At 54.9% G+C, this 18053-nt stretch carries 14 protein-coding genes; 5 read left to right on the forward strand and 9 right to left on the reverse strand.

Going from position 1 to position 18053, the window contains the following annotated elements; genetic code table 11:
- Positions 1–70 precede the first annotated feature (70 nt).
- Positions 71–1618: a fatty acyl-CoA reductase gene (locus tag ACN0RL_RS12080; RefSeq protein WP_417517069.1), complete on the reverse strand. Its 1548-nt coding sequence runs from the start codon at positions 1616–1618 to the stop codon at positions 71–73.
- 172 nt (positions 1619–1790) lie between these two features.
- Positions 1791–3122: a MinD/ParA family ATP-binding protein gene (locus ACN0RL_RS12085; RefSeq protein ID WP_417517071.1), complete on the reverse strand. Its 1332-nt coding sequence runs from the start codon at positions 3120–3122 to the stop codon at positions 1791–1793.
- Between the two features lie 191 nt (positions 3123–3313).
- On the opposite strand from ACN0RL_RS12085, the gene ACN0RL_RS12090 reads away from it, so the two are divergent.
- The 4 genes from ACN0RL_RS12090 (at position 3314) to ACN0RL_RS12105 (ending at position 9449) form a co-directional block, all read left to right on the forward strand.
- Positions 3314–5296 (forward strand): HDOD domain-containing protein, encoded by a 1983-nt coding sequence (locus ACN0RL_RS12090; protein ID WP_417517073.1) that lies wholly within the window; start codon positions 3314–3316, stop codon positions 5294–5296.
- 23 nt (positions 5297–5319) lie between these two features.
- A complete protein-coding gene (locus ACN0RL_RS12095) occupies positions 5320–7497 on the forward strand; it encodes an EAL domain-containing protein (protein WP_417517075.1) in 2178 nt (725 codons plus the stop codon).
- A gap of 248 nt (positions 7498–7745) precedes the next feature.
- Positions 7746–8399 (forward strand): class I SAM-dependent methyltransferase, encoded by a 654-nt coding sequence (locus ACN0RL_RS12100; protein ID WP_417517077.1) that lies wholly within the window; start codon positions 7746–7748, stop codon positions 8397–8399.
- 42 nt (positions 8400–8441) lie between these two features.
- Complete coding sequence (locus tag ACN0RL_RS12105) at positions 8442–9449, forward strand: DUF2156 domain-containing protein (RefSeq protein WP_417517079.1); 1008 nt, start codon at positions 8442–8444, stop codon at positions 9447–9449.
- On the opposite strand, the gene murI is transcribed toward ACN0RL_RS12105, so the two are convergent.
- The gene (murI, locus tag ACN0RL_RS12110; RefSeq protein ID WP_417517081.1) at positions 9444–10277 is read right to left on the reverse strand and encodes a glutamate racemase; all 834 of its coding nucleotides are present in this window, start codon (positions 10275–10277) and stop codon (positions 9444–9446) included. The two genes, ACN0RL_RS12105 and murI, sit on opposite strands and share 6 nt — an antisense overlap.
- Positions 10274–11101, reverse strand: a complete 828-nt coding sequence (nudC, locus tag ACN0RL_RS12115) for an NAD(+) diphosphatase (protein WP_417517083.1) — start codon at positions 11099–11101, stop codon at positions 10274–10276. Before nudC ends, murI begins: the two co-directional genes overlap by 4 nt.
- Positions 11102–11240: 139 nt before the next feature.
- On the opposite strand from nudC, the gene plsB reads away from it, so the two are divergent.
- Complete coding sequence (gene plsB, locus ACN0RL_RS12120; RefSeq protein WP_417517085.1) at positions 11241–13709, forward strand: glycerol-3-phosphate 1-O-acyltransferase PlsB; 2469 nt, start codon at positions 11241–11243, stop codon at positions 13707–13709.
- Positions 13710–13739: 30 nt separating this feature from the next.
- On the opposite strand, the gene ACN0RL_RS12125 is transcribed toward plsB, so the two are convergent.
- The 5 genes from ACN0RL_RS12125 to ACN0RL_RS12145 form a co-directional block, all read right to left on the reverse strand.
- On the reverse strand, positions 13740–14603 hold the full coding sequence (locus ACN0RL_RS12125; protein ID WP_417517087.1) for a class I SAM-dependent methyltransferase: 864 nt from the start codon (positions 14601–14603) through the stop codon (positions 13740–13742).
- The gene (locus ACN0RL_RS12130) at positions 14603–14962 is read right to left on the reverse strand and encodes a UDP pyrophosphate phosphatase (RefSeq protein WP_417517089.1); all 360 of its coding nucleotides are present in this window, start codon (positions 14960–14962) and stop codon (positions 14603–14605) included. Before ACN0RL_RS12130 ends, ACN0RL_RS12125 begins: the two co-directional genes overlap by 1 nt.
- 77 nt (positions 14963–15039) lie before the next feature.
- Positions 15040–15738: a tRNA (adenosine(37)-N6)-threonylcarbamoyltransferase complex dimerization subunit type 1 TsaB gene (gene tsaB, locus ACN0RL_RS12135; RefSeq protein ID WP_417517091.1), complete on the reverse strand. Its 699-nt coding sequence runs from the start codon at positions 15736–15738 to the stop codon at positions 15040–15042.
- A 33-nt stretch (positions 15739–15771) separates the two neighbouring features.
- On the reverse strand, positions 15772–16425 hold the full coding sequence (gene adk / locus ACN0RL_RS12140; protein ID WP_417517093.1) for an adenylate kinase: 654 nt from the start codon (positions 16423–16425) through the stop codon (positions 15772–15774).
- Positions 16426–16627: 202 nt separating this feature from the next.
- The gene (locus ACN0RL_RS12145; RefSeq protein ID WP_417517165.1) at positions 16628–18001 is read right to left on the reverse strand and encodes an HDOD domain-containing protein; all 1374 of its coding nucleotides are present in this window, start codon (positions 17999–18001) and stop codon (positions 16628–16630) included.
- Positions 18002–18053 lie beyond the last annotated feature (52 nt).

Below are 18053 nucleotides of genomic sequence, written 5' to 3' on the forward strand. Positions count from 1 at the left end.
CCTGTAGTTCACCATGTGTACTACTAAACAATGAATTAGACGAACGTCCTAACATGCTCCAACTTTATCATCATGCTGCTTGCTGCCGGGCTCTTGATGAGCGCAGTCGAGCCTTGCTCCTGGGCTTGAGCGCGAAGCGATTCAGGCCTGCGAGATGGATCTTGCGCAGATACACTTCCCAGTCGATCTGGCGCGCATCCACCGGGAACAAAACCTCGTCTACCTCTCCCATGCGCGACGCCAGAGCCAGTAAATCATCATTATGGAAAATATAATCAGGCGCGGTATAGAACCCAAAAATAGTAGCTAACGAGCGGGTAGTATCAAGGTTTCGCAATACTTTAAGGTCACGTTCGTTTCCCAGCATACCCAGCCTGCGCATCATACGCTGCGTCATAGTCAGAGGAATTCGCGCACCGCCTACCAAAGCATCGAACACCGAACGGTTCACAGCAATAAAGGGCTTGACCGGCTGGCGATAGAACAGTCGTTCATAGGCTGCAAAATTGGTTTTGGCCTCAGCCATAAGGTGATCAATAAACTCACCCAGAGACACCGGATTGGAGCTACCGCTACAGCACTGATAGAAACGCCGACGGGGGGGCTCACCAAGCGCCTCTGCAACGGCCAGGACAATCGAATTCGCAACAAGGTCAACGGGAATGACATCTATCGTTCCGGAGCGTTTTCCGGGGAATACCGTTACTTTTTCTCTGGCGTAAGCAAGAATGATGGCGTCAGCAACTTTAACACCCTCAATCCAGCCTGGCACCGGCTCTTCAAGGGCACTCTCGATAATGGACGGACGCACGATTGTAAGGGCACGGCCGTCGAGGGCCTTCATCAGTAACTGCTCACCCAGCCATTTGGTAAATGTATAGGTATCGCTCCAGCCGTAGCGGTTTGCCTCACGGATACCCAGTTTCACCAACTTGCGCTCCAGCATTTTACCTGAGTAGCGCGAACGCACGTCCGCGATACTGTCTTCCAGCAACCGGATCAGCTCGTCAATTTCATAATAGCCAGCAGGGCTGAGGGGAATATCCTCGCCAGCGGGCTTGACCACCGATTCAGAAATCTGCCCCGAGTTAATGCCGTTTACGTAGCAGGTAGATACCTGAACAACCGCAAGCGCCGGGTTCTGACGTGCCAGCTCTGCAATATTTTCCAGGCATAGCGTATTAATGGACAAAGCTTTGTCCAGCTCTTCACGAAAATTAACACTGGCAGCAGAGTTAATGACGGCATCAATACTACCCGCCAGTTTTCGTAAAGCTTCTGGCTGCAGGCCAAAACCGGGCTGCGTTACCTCTCCTGTGACACAATGCACGCGCTCGTCCAGAAAAACGTTGAAAGCTTCGCCCTTCTCCTGGCGCAAGCGATCAAATACAGAGGAGGTTGCAATTTCGTCAAGAAATCGACTGTGGGCGTCAGGATGACGCGCATTGCCTCTTATCAAAAGATGCACACCGCCAATGTCCGGTACTGCGCGAATCAGTTTTTCCAGAACAACCTTGCCAAGAAAGCCCGTGGTGCCCGTAATCAGGACATGCTTTCCACGGAGCTGTTCGAGTACTTTTGACGACGACACTCCCGCCCGATTTTGCGGCTTTACCATTCTGAAAACTCCTTTTCCGGGTGCCTGCAGTACCTGACTGATCCTTGCACAATCTCTTTGACAGTGCCGTGACAGACTGCATGGTTATCATCAGCACGCTACGCGACAAAGGCGCCGGAAGAAATGACGAATTAACCGGCATGTCTTTGTAGCAATCGTTAACCAGGAAGTCTCAGCCGTCGATCTTTCTCTTGCCGGCTAAAGAACGCAGAAAGTTATTCAGGGAAATATCGGAGGGTTGTTCTTTCAAAGCCCTGACAAGCTTGTCCTGATCGCCAAAACTGATGCTGTCGTAAGAGGGCTCGGGCAGCACAGCTTGCGGCGGCTCCTGCTCGTGTTCCCTGGTGTCCGACCATGAACAGATCTTGTCGGCAAGGTGCCTCAGATGGTTTGCCAGGAGCTCTCGCTGCTCAGGAACCAGGGGTTGCCAATCGATCGCTCCAAGCCCGGCCTGGACAATTTCAACGGTATCGCTATCCGGTGCCCGGCCCATAAGAGCGAACAATCGCGTGAACACATCATAGCGGAGCAAAACGCTCTCAGGTGTCTGCCCGAGCACAGCTTCCAGCTCACTAACGGCCTGCAGGCAGCGTTCGCGAGGGCTGGCAGATGCAGAAGACGCAGACTCAGCATCCTTTTTCTTTTGCTCCGACTGCCGCTTCGAAACGGAATGCCAGTAGGCTGCAATGCCGGCTTTCCTTGCAGGCAATTGAGACAAACGCACATCAAGCATATCTGCCAAGGTAATGAACTGACGGCACGAGGGGTCAGCCGCCGGCAGCAGTGCGACGGGCCTCTGGTTCAGCACCGACTGGCGCAGGGTCTCGTCGCGCCAGATGCCCCCCATGTAATGAAGGGAGCATTGCAGATGTCTCCGGGCCGCCGAGTCAAGGCGCTGAAACACCGAACGGGCCTGGCTCGCGCCCTGCGCCATGTTGATCAGCACACTTGGCGTTCGCCGGTAACCGCGACGCCTCAGCACTTTGATCAGGGAAAACGCATCCGTCAGCGAGGCCGGATCCGGGGTAACGACGACACAAGCCAGCTCAGCCGCTGCAATCATGTGCAAAGCCGTAGATTGAAGGCCTGCGGCGGTATCCGTTATGACGTAATCGTAACGGCTTTCAAGCTTTGAGAGCGCGCGCAAAATACGAAAGCTCTCTTCAGGCTCCATATCCATGCATTCCTGAACACCGGAAGCGCCCGGAACAATGTGCAGACCGTAATCCGCTTCCAGCAGTATATCCTCGAGCTGACACTCGCCGGCAACCACGTTTGCAAGCGTTCGTTCCGGATAAAGCCCCAGCATAATGCTGACGTTGGCAAGATCGGTGTCGCCATCCAGCAACAACACTCGCTTATGATTTCGAGCCAGGGTGAGCGCCAGATTCAGGGCTACCGATGTTTTACCCACACCACCCTTACCGCCGGTTACAGCGATGGTCCTGGGCGGGCTTATTTTCTGCTTGCGAGCTTCCTGAGCACTCATGACGGGCGATTTCACATCCTTGAAACAACAGCAAAAGGCGCTCTAGTCTGTAAAAATAATACACATATCGGGCCGCAATGAATACGCTGTTCAAAAAAAGAACACTGGTTGTTTTAAATCAGCGAGTTTTTGTCTAAGCTCAGTCTCTCGAACAAAAAAATGAACAGAGTTTCAAAAACTGATCTCGTAGTGCGGCAGGAAATCGTATGAATACAGTATCCGACCTTCAACTACCGAGCCTTCCGGAGGTCACTCTGCGCGCGCTTGACGTTTGCAACCGGGATGGGAACTATCGCGAGATCAGCGAAATTGTGGCCTCGGATACCGCTCTCGTGGTTCGGATACTGGCATTGGCCAACTCTGCCCTGTATGGCCCGACTCCCGGAATTCGATCAATAGACCAGGCGCTGATGCGCCTTGGAACCAGGCGCTTTAAAACACTGGTACTCACCGCAGCTCTGCGCCAGATCCTGTTTGAACTGGGCGACGGCGCATGGCACCAGTTGCGGGATTACTGGCGACACGCTCTGACCGCCGCCCTGACGGCAAGGGCCCTGGCAACCCTCACGCGTTACCCGGAAGCCGACGAAGCCTTTATGCTGGGCATGCTCCATAACATCGGGGAGCTGATTGCTATCAGAACGCCGGATACGGAAGCCAGGCAGCAGTATATGGATCGGCAATCCGATATCGCGGCAGAGCTGGTTACATCCTGGGGACTGGGGACTCTGGCAGCCGACGCTATGCGCTACCAACAGGCGCTGCCTTCAGAATTGCGGGATGCCGGACATCTGGTCAAAGTCATCGCCCTCTCCACCCGCCTCGCGCTCTCTGATTCAGCTGGCATTGCGGCGGCAGGCACCATGTTCGGGCTCAGTGAGGAGCTGACCAGGGAGATCAACCGGCGGATCAGCCACGATGTTTCTGCGATGGCTGATTCCCTGGGTATACCGCTGATCAACACTTATGACCCCGAGCCTGCATCAAAACAGCTCCGACAAACCGTATTGCGGCACGCTATCGCCCAGCAAGCCATTGGCTTCGCCGATCTTACCGGCAAGAGTGGCGCCATTCTGGCCGAAACGGTTAACAGCCTGACTCTGATTACCGGGCTGCCCGCGTTATATTTCGGATACGACGATGACAGCCTTGAACTGCTGTCCGGCACCACCGGCCCGCATCCTGACCTTGTGGTGTCTGCGCAGCCAGGCGGCAGCGTACTCACAGAAGCCTTCGCCTCGCGAATGCCTGTCAGCCTCGGCGAGAAAACGCCGGCGATACTCGACCGGCAGCTTTTATCGCTGCTGCGAACCCACTCTCTGACAGCCATCCCGATGATCACAGGCGATCAATGCCCTGGTGTGTTTGTGCTGGGTACTGATGGCAATACACTCGATACAACCATGGACCTCACAGGTCTGTTTATCCATCAGCTCTCCGCCGTTCTTCAGGAAAAGACGACCGCCTGCGAGGCCGAAACAGCAAACGCCGGGATAAATCATGACATCGCCATTGAGAAACTACGCGAACAGGTACATGAGATCAGTAATCCTCTGACCATAGTGCGGCAATACCTTCATCAGCTGCGCAACCGGCTTGATGACCCCGACGCCCGTGAAGATCTGGATGTTGTGCGGGAAGAACTGGATCGCGCGGGTAATCTGCTGCTGCAGATAAGCAATAACAACACCGGTGACACAGGCGAAGAAGCATCGGACCTTAATGCGGAATTAAGAAGCCTTGCACGTGTGCTTGAACACAGCCTCTTCAGCGACAGCAACCTGCGTTTTAACGTGCTAATGTGTAGTGCTCCGACGCGTGTTATTGCCGGTCCGCCAGTCATCCGCCAGATCCTGATCAACCTGATCAGAAATGCCGTAGAGAGCCTGCCTGATGCCGGTGGAGAAGTTTCGCTAAAAACATCCGCCCCGGTCTGGCAAGGCCGCCGTAACTGGGTAGAGATGGAAATTACCGATACCGGTTCAGGTATTCCCGAAGCAGTACGGGATGCTCTGTTTACTCCGGGAAAAACCACTAAAGGAGAGGGCCACAGCGGTCTGGGCCTTAGTATTGTAAAGCAGCTTGTGGACGACATGGAGGGCATTATTGCTTGCCGCACGGGGCAGGAAGGTACCACCTTCCGGATTTTGCTGCCTGCGGCCAGCCAGGAAACTACTAAATCCGACTGACGCAGAAGAACGGATACGAATAGATGGCACCTGAACAGTCCAACAGGCTTTTCTCGCAGGAGGCAACCGCGCGCATTCTGGTGGTTGATGACGAGCCACGCCTGGTAGGCGCGCTAGCCTCACTGCTCCGGAACTGCGGCTATCATGTAACAGAGGCCCATGGAGGGAAACACGCCTGCGAACTGATCGATACCCTCCGCTTTGATCTTGCCTTGCTGGATTTACGCATGCCAGAGGTCGACGGTTTTGCCGTGATGGCCCATCTTGCGAACCAACAGCCTGAATGCGGCAGTATCGTAATCAGTGGAGAAAGCTCATTCACAGCTGTCAGCCGGGCGCTTCGACGCGGCGCTCTGGATTATGTCCGCAAGCCCTTTGATCCCGAAGAGCTGATCGCCACAGTAAAAGGCGTCGTCGGTAAGCAGTCCTTGCTCAAAGCTCACGAAGACATACAGGTGAGACTCGAGAAATCTGAAGCTCTGCACCGTTACATTGTAAACAGCTCACCCGACATCGTTTTCATGCTCGATGCCGGCGGCCGCTTCTGTTTTATCAACAGCAAGGTTGAAATGCTGCTGGGGTACAAGCCGGCTGAGCTCTGTGGCCAGCATTTTCGGCATATTCTGGACGACCGCGATGTTGCCAAAGGTGCCTATGCGCTCAACGCTCCGGATATCAGTGCAGACAACCCCCGAACCCTGGAGATACGTCTCAAAACCCGCGGTAGCCGCCGGGCTACGAGACATTTTGAAATCACCGCCTTTCCCATCGACCCTCAAACCTGGACACATAACCATAATACCGGCGGCAGTGGCAGTGGCCAGAAAGCCTGCTATTACGGAACTGCCCGGGATGTCACCGAGCGCAAGGAAGCTGAGGCATTCATTAACTTTCAGGCCTATCACGACTTGCTTACGCGCCTGCCTAACCGCGCTCTGTTCAAAGATCGTCTTGAGTTGGCCATCACCCATGCCCGCCGCGGGGGCCAGAAGCTGGCGGTTATGTTTCTTGACCTCGACCGCTTCAAAATTATTAACGACACCCTTGGCCACGCCATGGGCGACAGGCTTCTGCAAGCTGTAACCCAGCGCCTCGAAAGCTGTATACGCAAGGGCGACACCTTGTCACGCTTCGGCGGTGACGAGTTTACGTTGCTGTTGCCGTCAGTTCACGGGCACGAGGATGCAAGTCAGATCGCCAGAAAGCTGATAAAAACGCTCAAGGCACCCTTCCTGTTGGGTGAACACGAAGTGTTTGTGGGCGTAAGCATTGGTATTGCCATCTTCCCGGAGGCGGGAGACAGCATGGATCAGCTGATCCAGAACGCCGACATCGCCATGTACCATGTTAAGGCCCGAGGCAAAGACAGCTATCGTTTTTTCTCCGAGAGCATGAGCATCGACAGCACGAATCGTCTGCATCTGGAGCGGGATCTGCGCCTGGCGCTTGAGAGAGATGAGCTCCGGGTATTTTACCAGCCCCAGGTTTGCGCAAACACCAACCGGATTGTCGGGCTCGAGGCACTGGTGCGCTGGGAACACCCTGAACGTGGTTTACTCTACCCCAGAGATTTCCTCAATCTGGCTGAAGAAACCAAGCTGATCGGCCAACTGAGCGAGCAGGTTCTGGATCAGGCCTGTCGTGATGTCGGCCAATGGATCCGCGCCGGCCACCAGGATCTGCGCCTGGCCGTCAATCTCTCTCCTATTGAGGTAGAACACCCCCGCTTTGTGGAAACTCTGATGGAAAGGGTAGAGGCCAACAAGTTCCCACCGGGCAATCTGGAAATTGAAATCACCGAAAACGTGATCATGAATGACCTGGAACAGATCAGCCAGAAGCTCCGGGAGCTTGCCGGCATGGGCGTGCGTATCGCCATCGATGACTTCGGCACTGGCTATTCATCACTCAACTATCTGCACAGGCTGCCTATTCACACTCTGAAAGTAGACCAGTCTTTCGTTCAAGCCATTCGTGGCGGTGCAGATGATGCCTGCATTGTTAACGCTATTGTTGCCATGGCTCACGGCCTGAAACTGGAAATCGTCGCCGAGGGCGTGGAGACGGACAAGCAGCTTCAGTACCTGAGAACTCTTGGCTGCCATCAGGTGCAAGGTTTCTTCTACGGGCCGGCACAACCCGCAGCAGATATCGGCAAACTACTGGCACAAACAAGAATATGTTCTGCCGTACCCAGCTGATTACAAACCCCCACCCCGTAACGATTGCCCTACAATCCTAAACAAAACCTTGAACTTGTTTGCAAAGCATTGCTGTGCGTTAACTTGTGTATCCGAAAATGCGCATTGCTGCACATATTTTCCCCACCTCGTTCACTAAGCTCGCATTAACAAGGTATCGGCCACCTGAACGCCCACAGCTATCGCCAGGGCAAAAATGACAATAACGGTGGCAACATCCCAGCGAACAAGAACAGGCAGCAGTCATCATGCGCGACAAGTACCGTTACATCGGCCCCGTATACGATTTTCTCAGCAATCTCTACAGCGGCAAAAACATCCATCGCTGCAAAACTGCCATGCTGGATGTGGAAACAGTAAAACCCGGGGACCGTATCCTGTTTGCCGGCGTTGGCCATGGCCGTGATGCCCTGCGCGCCGCTGAGCTGGGTGCCGAGGTCACCGTTGTTGATCTGTCAGAAACCATGTTGCGGAAGTTCGGAGAGGCCCAGGAAAGCGAAGCCCCTCACCTCACCATTCGCCGTATTCACAGCGACATCATGAAAGTGGACGAGTTTGGCCGGTACGACATGGTCGTCGCCAATTTTTTCCTCAATGTATTTGACGAAACCATGATGGTGCGGGTTCTGGAGCATCTGATTCAGCTGGGCAAAAGGGACGCCCGCGTTGTTGTGGGTGATTTCTGCTACCCAACCGGCAATGTGTTCTCACGAACGTTCAAGAAACTCTACTGGTATATGGCCGTTTTCACTTTCTGGCTGTTCGCCAACAATGCATTCCACAAAATCTACAACTACCCGGAGCACATGCGGCGACTGGGCCTCGAGGTTACGGAGAAAAAGCACTTCAAACTGATGAACATGGACTGCTACTGGTCAATTCTCGGCCGCAAGCAAGCGTAAGAGACCGCCTGCCAGATAATAACAATCGGGGAGAGAATCACCATGTCAGATCAGATCCTTGCACTTGAGCAGACCGCAGAGATTGAAAGCACAACATTCACCTTCAGTGAAAGAGTGGGCTATCTGAAGAGGTTCGGCGCCCACTCCCAGTCGTTCTCTACCCTGCAGCCAGACATGCAGTATTTCGACGTACCGGACATGGGGTATGTCGCCTATATGCGCAAGTGGGGCGCCACCATTGTTCTTTCCGACCCGGTGTGTGCACCAGAAAACTTAGGAGATATTCTTGAGCGCTTTCAGGGACGTTTTCCCAATGCCGCCTATGTTCAGGTTTCCAAGCCGGTTGTGGACTATTTACACATGAGTTTCGGGCTGTATGGCACTCAGTTTGGCAGCGAATCACGAATCGACCTGGGCAAGTGGTCCCTCAGCGGCAAGAAGAAACAGATTCTGCGCACAGCGTTGAACCAGGCTGAGAAAAGCGGAATTACCGTGCAGGAACGCTTCAGCGACGATCATACCCGCGAAATCTCGGAAGCCTGGATCCGTACCCGCAAGTGCAAAAGCAATGAGATCCGCTTTCTGATTCGTCCTATGGAAATGGCCTACCGGGAAAATGAGCGCCATTTTTATGCTTACCAGGATGGTAAGGCTGTCGGCTTTATCTACTTTGACCCGATTTATCGCAACAACGAAATCATCAGTTACGTGCCAAACATTTCTCGCGCCAACGCAGACTTCAAACAGGGCATATTTTATACCCTGATGGCGCATGCCATGGCGGCATTCAAAGCCGAGGGCATCCCTTATCTCGACCTCGGGCTCATTCCATTGTCCCTTGACGCCAATACGGAGCATCAGGAAAGCCAGCTTCTGAAGCGAATCCTCCATGGCCTCTACAACAGGGGGAGTTTCATCTACAACTTCAAGGGTCTGGAGTTTACCAAGTCAAGATTCCGGGGCGACAACTTCAAAACCTACTGCTGCCATAAACGGAGCATACCGGCCCTGGAGTTTCTGGCCATGTTCAAATTGACTCAGGTGCTATGATTTCTCTGGCCAGTTCCCGGTAACCAGCTTTGGCTGCAGGCCCAGGCCTGCCATATAGCTTGCCACAGCCTCCGGGGCGACGCCCGAGAATAGAGCCGCAGCCACAGGCACACAAGGCGCCTTGCCTTGCTCAAACGCTTCTACAGGCTTACCCGCTTGCGCCAGAAGCCACACAACCCGGCGTGCAATCGCATCCCCTGAATCCACCCAGAATTTTACCTCAGGCAGACTCTGCTTGAGGCTCGCGAGCAAAAGCGGATAGTGGGTGCACCCAAGAACGACGGTATCGACACCGGCATCGCGCAGTGTTGCAACGGCATTGTCGAGATCGCACTGAGGCACCGGCACCCCCCGTGCCAGATCCTCCGCCCACTGAACAAGCTCCGGGTTGCCCACTCGCTCAACCTGGCAACCGGGCGCAAATTCCCGGATCAACTCATCAAGATAGGGTCGCCGCACCGTTGCCGGGGTGGCCAGAATACCTATACGCCGATTCAGAGTGTGCGCCGCCGCCGGCTTCACTGCCGGCACTACCCCAACCACAGGCACGTCTGTTATGGCCCGTAAGTTCGGCAGCGCAATGGTACTGGCCGTATTACAGGCAACGACAACAGCATCGCAAGGGTACTGCTCGAGCGCCTTTGTAATAAGCCTGCAACAGCGCTCAATCACTACAGATTCCGGTTGGCTTCCGTAAGGAAAAGCGGCATTGTCAGCCAGGTACACAATCGATGCGCGGGGAAGTTGTTCATGCACACGAGCCGCAACGCTCAGCCCGCCAACCCCGGAGTCAAAAACCAGAATGCGAGGCGTTCCACGTTCACTCAACGCCCCACGCCTCCCCCGGCGATCACTCTTTCCATATCGCGTATCAGACGCCCTGAAATGGTGGTATCCGGAGGAACCGGGGGCCGGCTGCCGGGCAAAAACCAGCCAGCATCTGCCAGCTCATCTTCCTGAAGAATCAGCTCTCCACCGGCATAGTCGGCGAAGAATCCTGCCATCAACTGGTGTGGAAACGGCCAGGGCTCGGATGCCTGATACTGAATATTGGTCACATCCAGACCGGTTTCCTCTTTTACCTCACGAACAACTGCACCTTCCAGGCTCTCGCCCGGCTCCACAAAACCCGCGATCAGGCTGTAGAAATGACGTTTAACCCGGGAGGACTTTGCCAGAAGGTAGCGATCCTCCTTGCGTATAACCACGATCACGCAAGGCGCAAGGCGCGGATACCACGGGATATTACAGCTACTGCACCACTTTGCCCGCTCCCTCGGATGAAAACCTGTCCCGCCACCGCAGCGCCCACAGTACTGATGATCCTGAAACCATTGCCACACCTGAAATCCGGTACTGAGCATGGCCGCCGGCACATCACTAATCATCATTAACGCATCACGCAAAGGAACTATCTCACGACCGGCGATCAGGGACTCCGGCACTTCAGTCACGAAAACCGGCCGGCCATCAGCACTCCCCAACGAAACAAAACCGGCACTTTCGGGATTACCGGGTATGTTTTCCAGCGGTTGCAACCAGCCATCCTGAGGTTTGAAAACACCAGACCCGGACAGCGCCAGCACAAGATCGCCCTGCTCGGGTGCCTGCGTGGTCCAGCCGGGGCTCCACTGAATCGTTGATGTTGCCATCTGCAATCGTACCTTCGTGATAAACAAGCAAAACAGGAATGTATCACAGAGCCATGGCCATCAAGTATGCAGCAGTGACTTTCCGGCCCGTTCGCAACCAAGTAAACTTGGCGCCTGTTTTCCATCGGAGCGACATTTTATGCGTCTTTACCAGGGTATTCGAAGCCTGATTCTGACCTTTTTCCGGAAAATACTGTTTTTATGGGTCCGGACAGATGTCAGCGGAAACAGCGTCGATGCTTTGGGGCTTTCGCCCGAAAAACCGGTTTGTTACGTGCTGCAGTACAGTTCACTTTCGAGCAGGCTGGTGCTTGAACAGGAAGTGATTCGGGCCAGATTACCGGGTGCGACCACATCGCTGCCGGTAAAGAATGGGCCTTCACATTCGTTTTTTTTCCTCTATCGCCGAGTTGGTGGTCTGTTTCACAGGCGCCAGACCCCCACTCCGACTGCCGAATTCCAGGCTCTGGTTCGCTACGGCCTTGAGAACCCTGAGCAGGATGTACAGATTATTCCGGTATCCCTGTTCTGGGGCCGCTCTCCCGACAAAGAAAAGTCGTTAGTAAAACTTCTGCTCTCCGATACCTGGTCTGTCGCCGGCCGGCTGCAGAAATTTCTTATTATTCTTGTGCACGGCCGCAACACCTATGTGCAATTCAATCAGCCGCTGTCTCTCAAGCAGGTTATCAATGAGTACCGTCACAGCGAAGAACGCGCCAACCGCAAACTTGCACGTATTCTGCGCACCCACTTTCGCAAAGTGCGCCAAGCCGTTCTTGGCCCAGACCTGTCTCACCGGAGAACGCTGGTAGAAGGCTTGCTAAGAACTCAGGCGGTCAAAGAAGCTATTCGGGCAACAGCAGCTGACGAGGACATTGCACCGGCCAAGGTTCGTGCCCGGGCGTTCAAATATGCCGATGAAATCGCCGCTAATATGTCTGTGGTTACCATCCGTGTTTTTGATGTACTTCTTGCCTGGCTGTGGAACCGCATCTACAACGGTGTGTCGGTTAATAACATACGCGTAGTGACAGAAAGCGCCCAGAACAACGCCGTTGTCTATGTTCCGTGCCACCGCTCTCACATTGATTACCTTCTGCTGTCTTACGTGCTTTACAAAAACGGCCTGATGCCCCCGCACATCGCTGCTGGAATCAACCTCAACATGCCGGTTGTGGGACCGATTCTGCGCCGGGGCGGGGCTTTTTTCATGCGCCGAAGCTTCCGCGACAACCCCCTGTACTCAACGGTGTTCAATGAATACATGCATGTCATGCTCACTCGCGGTTATTCCGTTGAGTATTTTGTAGAAGGCGGCCGTAGTCGTACCGGCCGGATGTTGCAGCCACGGCCGGGCATGCTTTCCATGACGGTCCGCAGTTTTCTGCGCGACCATCGCAAGCCAATCGTGTTTGTACCGGTGTACATCGGGTACGAGAAAGTCATGGAAGGTCGCTCTTACCTCGGGGAACTCAGAGGCAAGAAAAAACAGAAAGAGAGCGTACTGGGCCTTGCCAAAACTGCGCGAAAACTCGGCAACTCCTTTGGCCGGGTAGCGGTTAACTTTGGCGAAGCCATACATCTTTCTGACGTTCTGGACGAGGTTCACGACAGCTGGCGGGACGAGGCCTACGACTCCGAATACCGCCCTGCCTGGCTTACCAGGGCTGTCGCGGAGCTGTCTGTCAGAGTCGCCTCCAATATCAACGCAGCGGTTTCCGTCAACCCCATTGGCATGATTGCAACCGTGCTGCTTGGTGCCGAAAGGCTTGCAATGGACGAGGGCCAGTTAATCCGCCTCGCGGATCAGTATGCGGAGCTCCTGAAAGCCTTCCCTTACGCCAAAACCGTCACCCTTCCTGAAGGTACCGGCAAAGACTGGGTTGCCTACTGCGAGTCAATGGGATTGGTCTCGCGTCAACCCCAGAAACTTGGCGACATCATCGGGCTGGAAGGCAGTAATGCCATTCTGATGACTTACTACCGGAACAACATCCAGCACCTCTTTGCATTGCCCTCGCTGGTGGCCAGCCTGTTTGAAAACAAAAGTTCACTGGCTCGAGACAAGATCGTTTACCTGGCAAGCGTCGCCTACCCCTACGTGCAGTCGGAACTGTTCCTGAAGTATCAGCCCGACGAAGCGAAAGCGGTGATCAACCAGTGGATTGATGTGTTGGTAGAACAGGGCTTGCTGGTAGCTCTGGACAACGATCGGATCGCGCACCCGGAAGAAGGCACCGAAGCCATGCTGCGCCTGAAAGTGCTCTCAAGATTCATTATCCAGACAGTAGAGCGTTACCACATCGCTCTGGGCATACTGCGCAAGTATGGCTCCGGCAAGATTACTGCGGCCGAGCTTGAAGAGCAGAGCACATTGCTGGCGGAGCGCATGTCCATACTGTTCGGTCTCAATGCGCCTGAGTTTTTCGACAAGACCCTGTTCCGGAATTTTATCGCCAACATGCAGAAGGATGGCGTCATCACCACCGATGACAACGGGCTGCTTTGTTATGGCGAGGGGCTGGATGAGGTAGCTGATGATGCGCGGCTCGTACTGAGTGTCGAGAAACGCCAAGCCATTCAGCAAGTGACCATGCTGGGCGCCTGAGGCGGACACAAAAGCCCGGCGATCATGCGCCTAACGTGGTAAAGCACGGATGGGGTAGATGTCGTAGCGGCTGCTTTTGCCTTCTATCCGGGTACCTGGTTCAGCTGTGCTGATTGCCGGGGCCTTGCGAGGGCGCTTCACCACAACCCTGTATCTGGCTGCAGCCAATGCAGCCTCCAGCAGTGCTTCTGAATCGTCATCATCCCCTACGACCGTTCGGAACACCTGCATTTCCTTCTTTACCAACGCCGACTTTTCTCTATGGGGAAACATGGGGTCCAGATAAATCACATCAGCTGCAGCGCCTTGAACGGAGTTCTCGTCATCATCGTTGCCAGTCGCAACATTGCGCAGCCAATCAATACTGCTTCCGGACTGTAGCGTCATCCGGGCGATAATCGGAGCACAATCCACACTCAACGCTGCCCGCGCCAGCCCGTCTGCCAGCAGCGCATGAATTACCGGATTGCGCTCGAAAAGGCTCACTCTGCATCCCAGGCTGGCAAGTACAAACGCGTCCTGACCCAGGCCTGCTGTAGCATCCAGAACATGCAGACCCGCCTTTGCTTTCTGCAAGCCGACCGCACGCGCTACGAGCTGGCCGGAGCCTCCACCATGCTCCCGGCGGTAACCCATTTTACCGGTAACAAACTCTGCCCTTACCGGGCCAGGCGCATTTTTTCCGGCAACCTGAAGACACAGCCCATTTTCATCCAGAAACAACAACGCATTCACATGCAATGTGTCTTTAGGGCAAGCAACGCCCAGGTAGGGCAAGGAAAGATCAGTACTGAGAGCCAGAGCCTGGCGCTCATCACCCAGCGAACTTCTGGCAATTGCCAATGGAATGGTTTCAGCTGTGGAGGAGGCTTTCGGAGCTTTGGCGCGAGACATCAGACCAGAATATCAATCCCGGCGAGCGCTGTGCCACCAGATTCCTGTCCCGCTGCTGCAACGCTGGCAAAAGTAGATAATGCCCGTGCCGCGGGGAGCGGAACCTCGTCTGCCCGAAAACGCTCCAGACGCACATCCTCAGCCGCGCGGCGAGCCTCTACACGGCGTTCGGGGTTGTCACTGGCGTTTCGCTCAGCCGCCGGCACACTCGGACTATCTGCAAGATCACGGCGGGCGGTTTCGGTTGTTTTCTCGGGAGCAGAAGCGGGTGAACGGGCAGCATCACTGCGTTCACGAACGGGGCTATTGGTGCCCGACTGATAGGAAAGTGTACTGCCTGGATTAATACCACCAATCATCGTCAGGGTACCGCTCGCTCGGGGAAAGTATTCTATGTTGGCCTGAGTATGGAAGAAGTCTGCGCCGATTAAAAGACTTACTCGCGGCCCGGCAGCTTCTTCCAGGTAACTTCATCCCGGATGTAGACCGGTTGCGCTCGATCTGCCGGCACAGCCAAACCCTGGCTGAACTTTACAGCAGCCAGACGTGCAACCCAGCTTGCCCGGGGAACAAGAGCTTCATCTACGGAATTGATTCGTTCTGATATGTCGTCGGGCATACCGTCACGAAATGCCCAACCCTGGCTGGCGCCAACCCAGTTTGCAACGCCGGCTTCCAGGGCAACCCTGGACGGCGAACAAACACGCTCTTCGCCCAGCAACTCCGGCAGGCCCGAGCGGTTGCGGAAACAACCCCAATAAAGCTCGCTCATGCGGGCATCAAACGCGACAGCAACACCCTCGCCCTCGCCTACCTGCAAGGCTTCGATGGCACCCAGAGCAACCGCCTCCAGAGAAGAGACAGGCACCACCGGGAGATCAAGCCCCCACGCCAGCCCCTGAATCACGCCTGTGGCAATACGAACTCCGGTAAAGGAACCCGGCCCACAAGCAAACGCCAGGGCATCAAGATCTGCCGGTTTCAGCCCTTGCTCCGCCAGTAATCCGCGAATCATCGGCATCAACAGGCGGGTATGCCCTCTGGGAGCGATCTCAAATTTCTCGAAAACCTCACCATCAACAAAAAGGGCTGCGGAGCAGCCCTCTGAGGAGGTATCCAGTGCCAAAAGTTTCACAAGCGGGCGCTGCCTCGGCGGAACGTCATTGAATTATTTAAGTTTGGCAAGAATCTGATCGCGAATGCTGTCCAGGCTGCCAACACCTTTTACGCTCACGTACTCAGGCGCAAGTTCCGGCTGCGTTTCTGCCAGATCCTGATAATAGCCAATCAAAGGTGCCGTCTGGTCGTGGTAAATTTTCAGGCGCTTGCGGATGGTCTCTTCCTTGTCGTCCGGACGCTGCATCAGGGGCTCGCCGGTTTCGTCATCCTTGCCTTCCACTTTCGGCGGATCGTATTTGACATGATAGATACGACCGCTACCCTCGTGCACGCGACGACCAGAAAGTCTGCTGACAATCTCTTCGTCATCAACCGCAATCTCGACAACATAGTCGATAACAATACCCTGGTTTTTCAGGGCTTCGGCCTGGGGAATAGTGCGGGGGAAGCCATCCAGCAAATAGCCATTTTCACAATCAGGCTGCTGAACCCGCTCTTCAATCAGCGCGATGATTATGTCATCGGACACCAGACCGCCAGTTGCCATAACTTCCTTGACCTGCTTCCCAAGGTCGGATTCAGCCTTGACTGCAGCTCGAAGCATGTCACCGGTGGATATCTGGGGAATGCCAAAGCGTTCAGTTATGAACTGGGCCTGAGTCCCCTTCCCCGCGCCTGGTGCGCCTAACATGATGATTCGCATAACGCTGTGCTCCCGTTTTCGTCATTATAGTTTGAAAAGTTGTGGCAAAAATCTGTGTTTTTGCGACAACCTCTCTGTCCGGAATAAGGTGTCAGCCGGATTCGATGATCGCGCATTATACGAAGTCACGCTCTTCAGAGAAAGTCGACCTCCGTATCATCTCCCGCAAACGGACATGCTTCAGAGGCCGGGCAGATCGCTGTCAGGCGGTCAGCGACGACGCAAGAGCGTCCAGTTCAGGGGCAACCTGATCAATCTGCGCCATCAGATCACTGACGACTGAGGACTCCAACCCTAACCCTTGCAGCAGTGCGGGAATATCATCAGGGTTAAATTCATCACCTATACCCCGATCCTTTAACAGCGCATTGGCGAGTTGGACCATCATCACATAATTTTCATGCTCGCCCTGATAACCCGGGTGCTGATGGACACCGGCTGCTTTGACCACCGGATCAGGCAGCTCCCATAACCGGTGCAGAATACCACCGATAGCACCGTGCCCGACGGCAATGATTTCCTGCTCACCACCCTGCCCGAATACCTGTTGTTCAAGCGACTGCATACTGGTTTCTGGGTTAGCTTCGCGTAGCCGGTTGAGCTCTTTGAACTCAACAGGAAACAGGTGCCCCACCAGCAGCAAACCAAAGTTATGCAACAGACCACATAAGTATGCAAGGCCTTTATCGGCACCACAGCTGGGCGCCATAGTCTGACACAGGAATGCGCAGTAAAGTGAGTGGCGCCAGAAACTATCCATGCCGAGGATACCTGACCTGGGCACGTCGAACGCCCGAACAGAAGCAATACCCATCGCGATGTGCGCCACGCGGTCAAACCCCAGAACCCGGGTTACCGCATCCTGAACGGAGTTTATCTGGCCTGGATAGTGGAACAGAGCTGAACGCGCATAACGCATGACCTGCGCAGTCAGGCTTGGATCAAACTCTATGAGTTCCGCCAGCTCCCGGGCCGTTGCTTCGGTATTTGAAGTCAGTCGCAGAATGCGCAGTGCCAGAGCGGGCATGGGCGGTAATCGGTACAGTTTTTTCAGTTTGCTGGCCACTTCTGCCAACGTCAGTGCGTCCCTGGCACCCTCATTGCCAGGGCCACGGATCGCCAGATGCCCCTCCCGCGAGCCCGACATTGCAAGACGCAACGAGCGGCCGTCCAGCTCAACCAGAGAATGATCTGTGCCACTGGAAAACAAAACCCGCTCAAACCGATCGATACCTTCGTCCAGCAACACGGGCAGATCGTAGGCGTTACCAATTGGTGGCGTGAATCCAGGATCGCAGTCACTGAACAGCCTCATGGTCTGCTGTACCGTGAGTGGCTGCAGGTGGCGGCCAGTCATTTGCCGAAGGGCATCTGCATCCAGCGCGCTGTCGTAACTGTGGACCACCATCACAATGCCGCTGATATCAATCAACAGCGTTGCCTTGATAAAATCCTCACGCGCTTGCCCCAAAGCGGACACCGCCGCATCCAGGCTGGAGGCCGGATCAATAGATCGCTCTTTGTAGGCTATGCCCTGTTGATCAAAAAACCGCTGCAGTCGCACTGCGAGAGCCACACCAATACTCCTGTTGTCCATGGCAGGGGCTCTGCGTGCCCCTCATCCGTTC

The organism is Marinobacter sp., assembly GCF_048259445.1.
In the GTDB taxonomy this organism is placed as follows: Bacteria; Pseudomonadota; Gammaproteobacteria; order Pseudomonadales; family Oleiphilaceae; genus Marinobacter.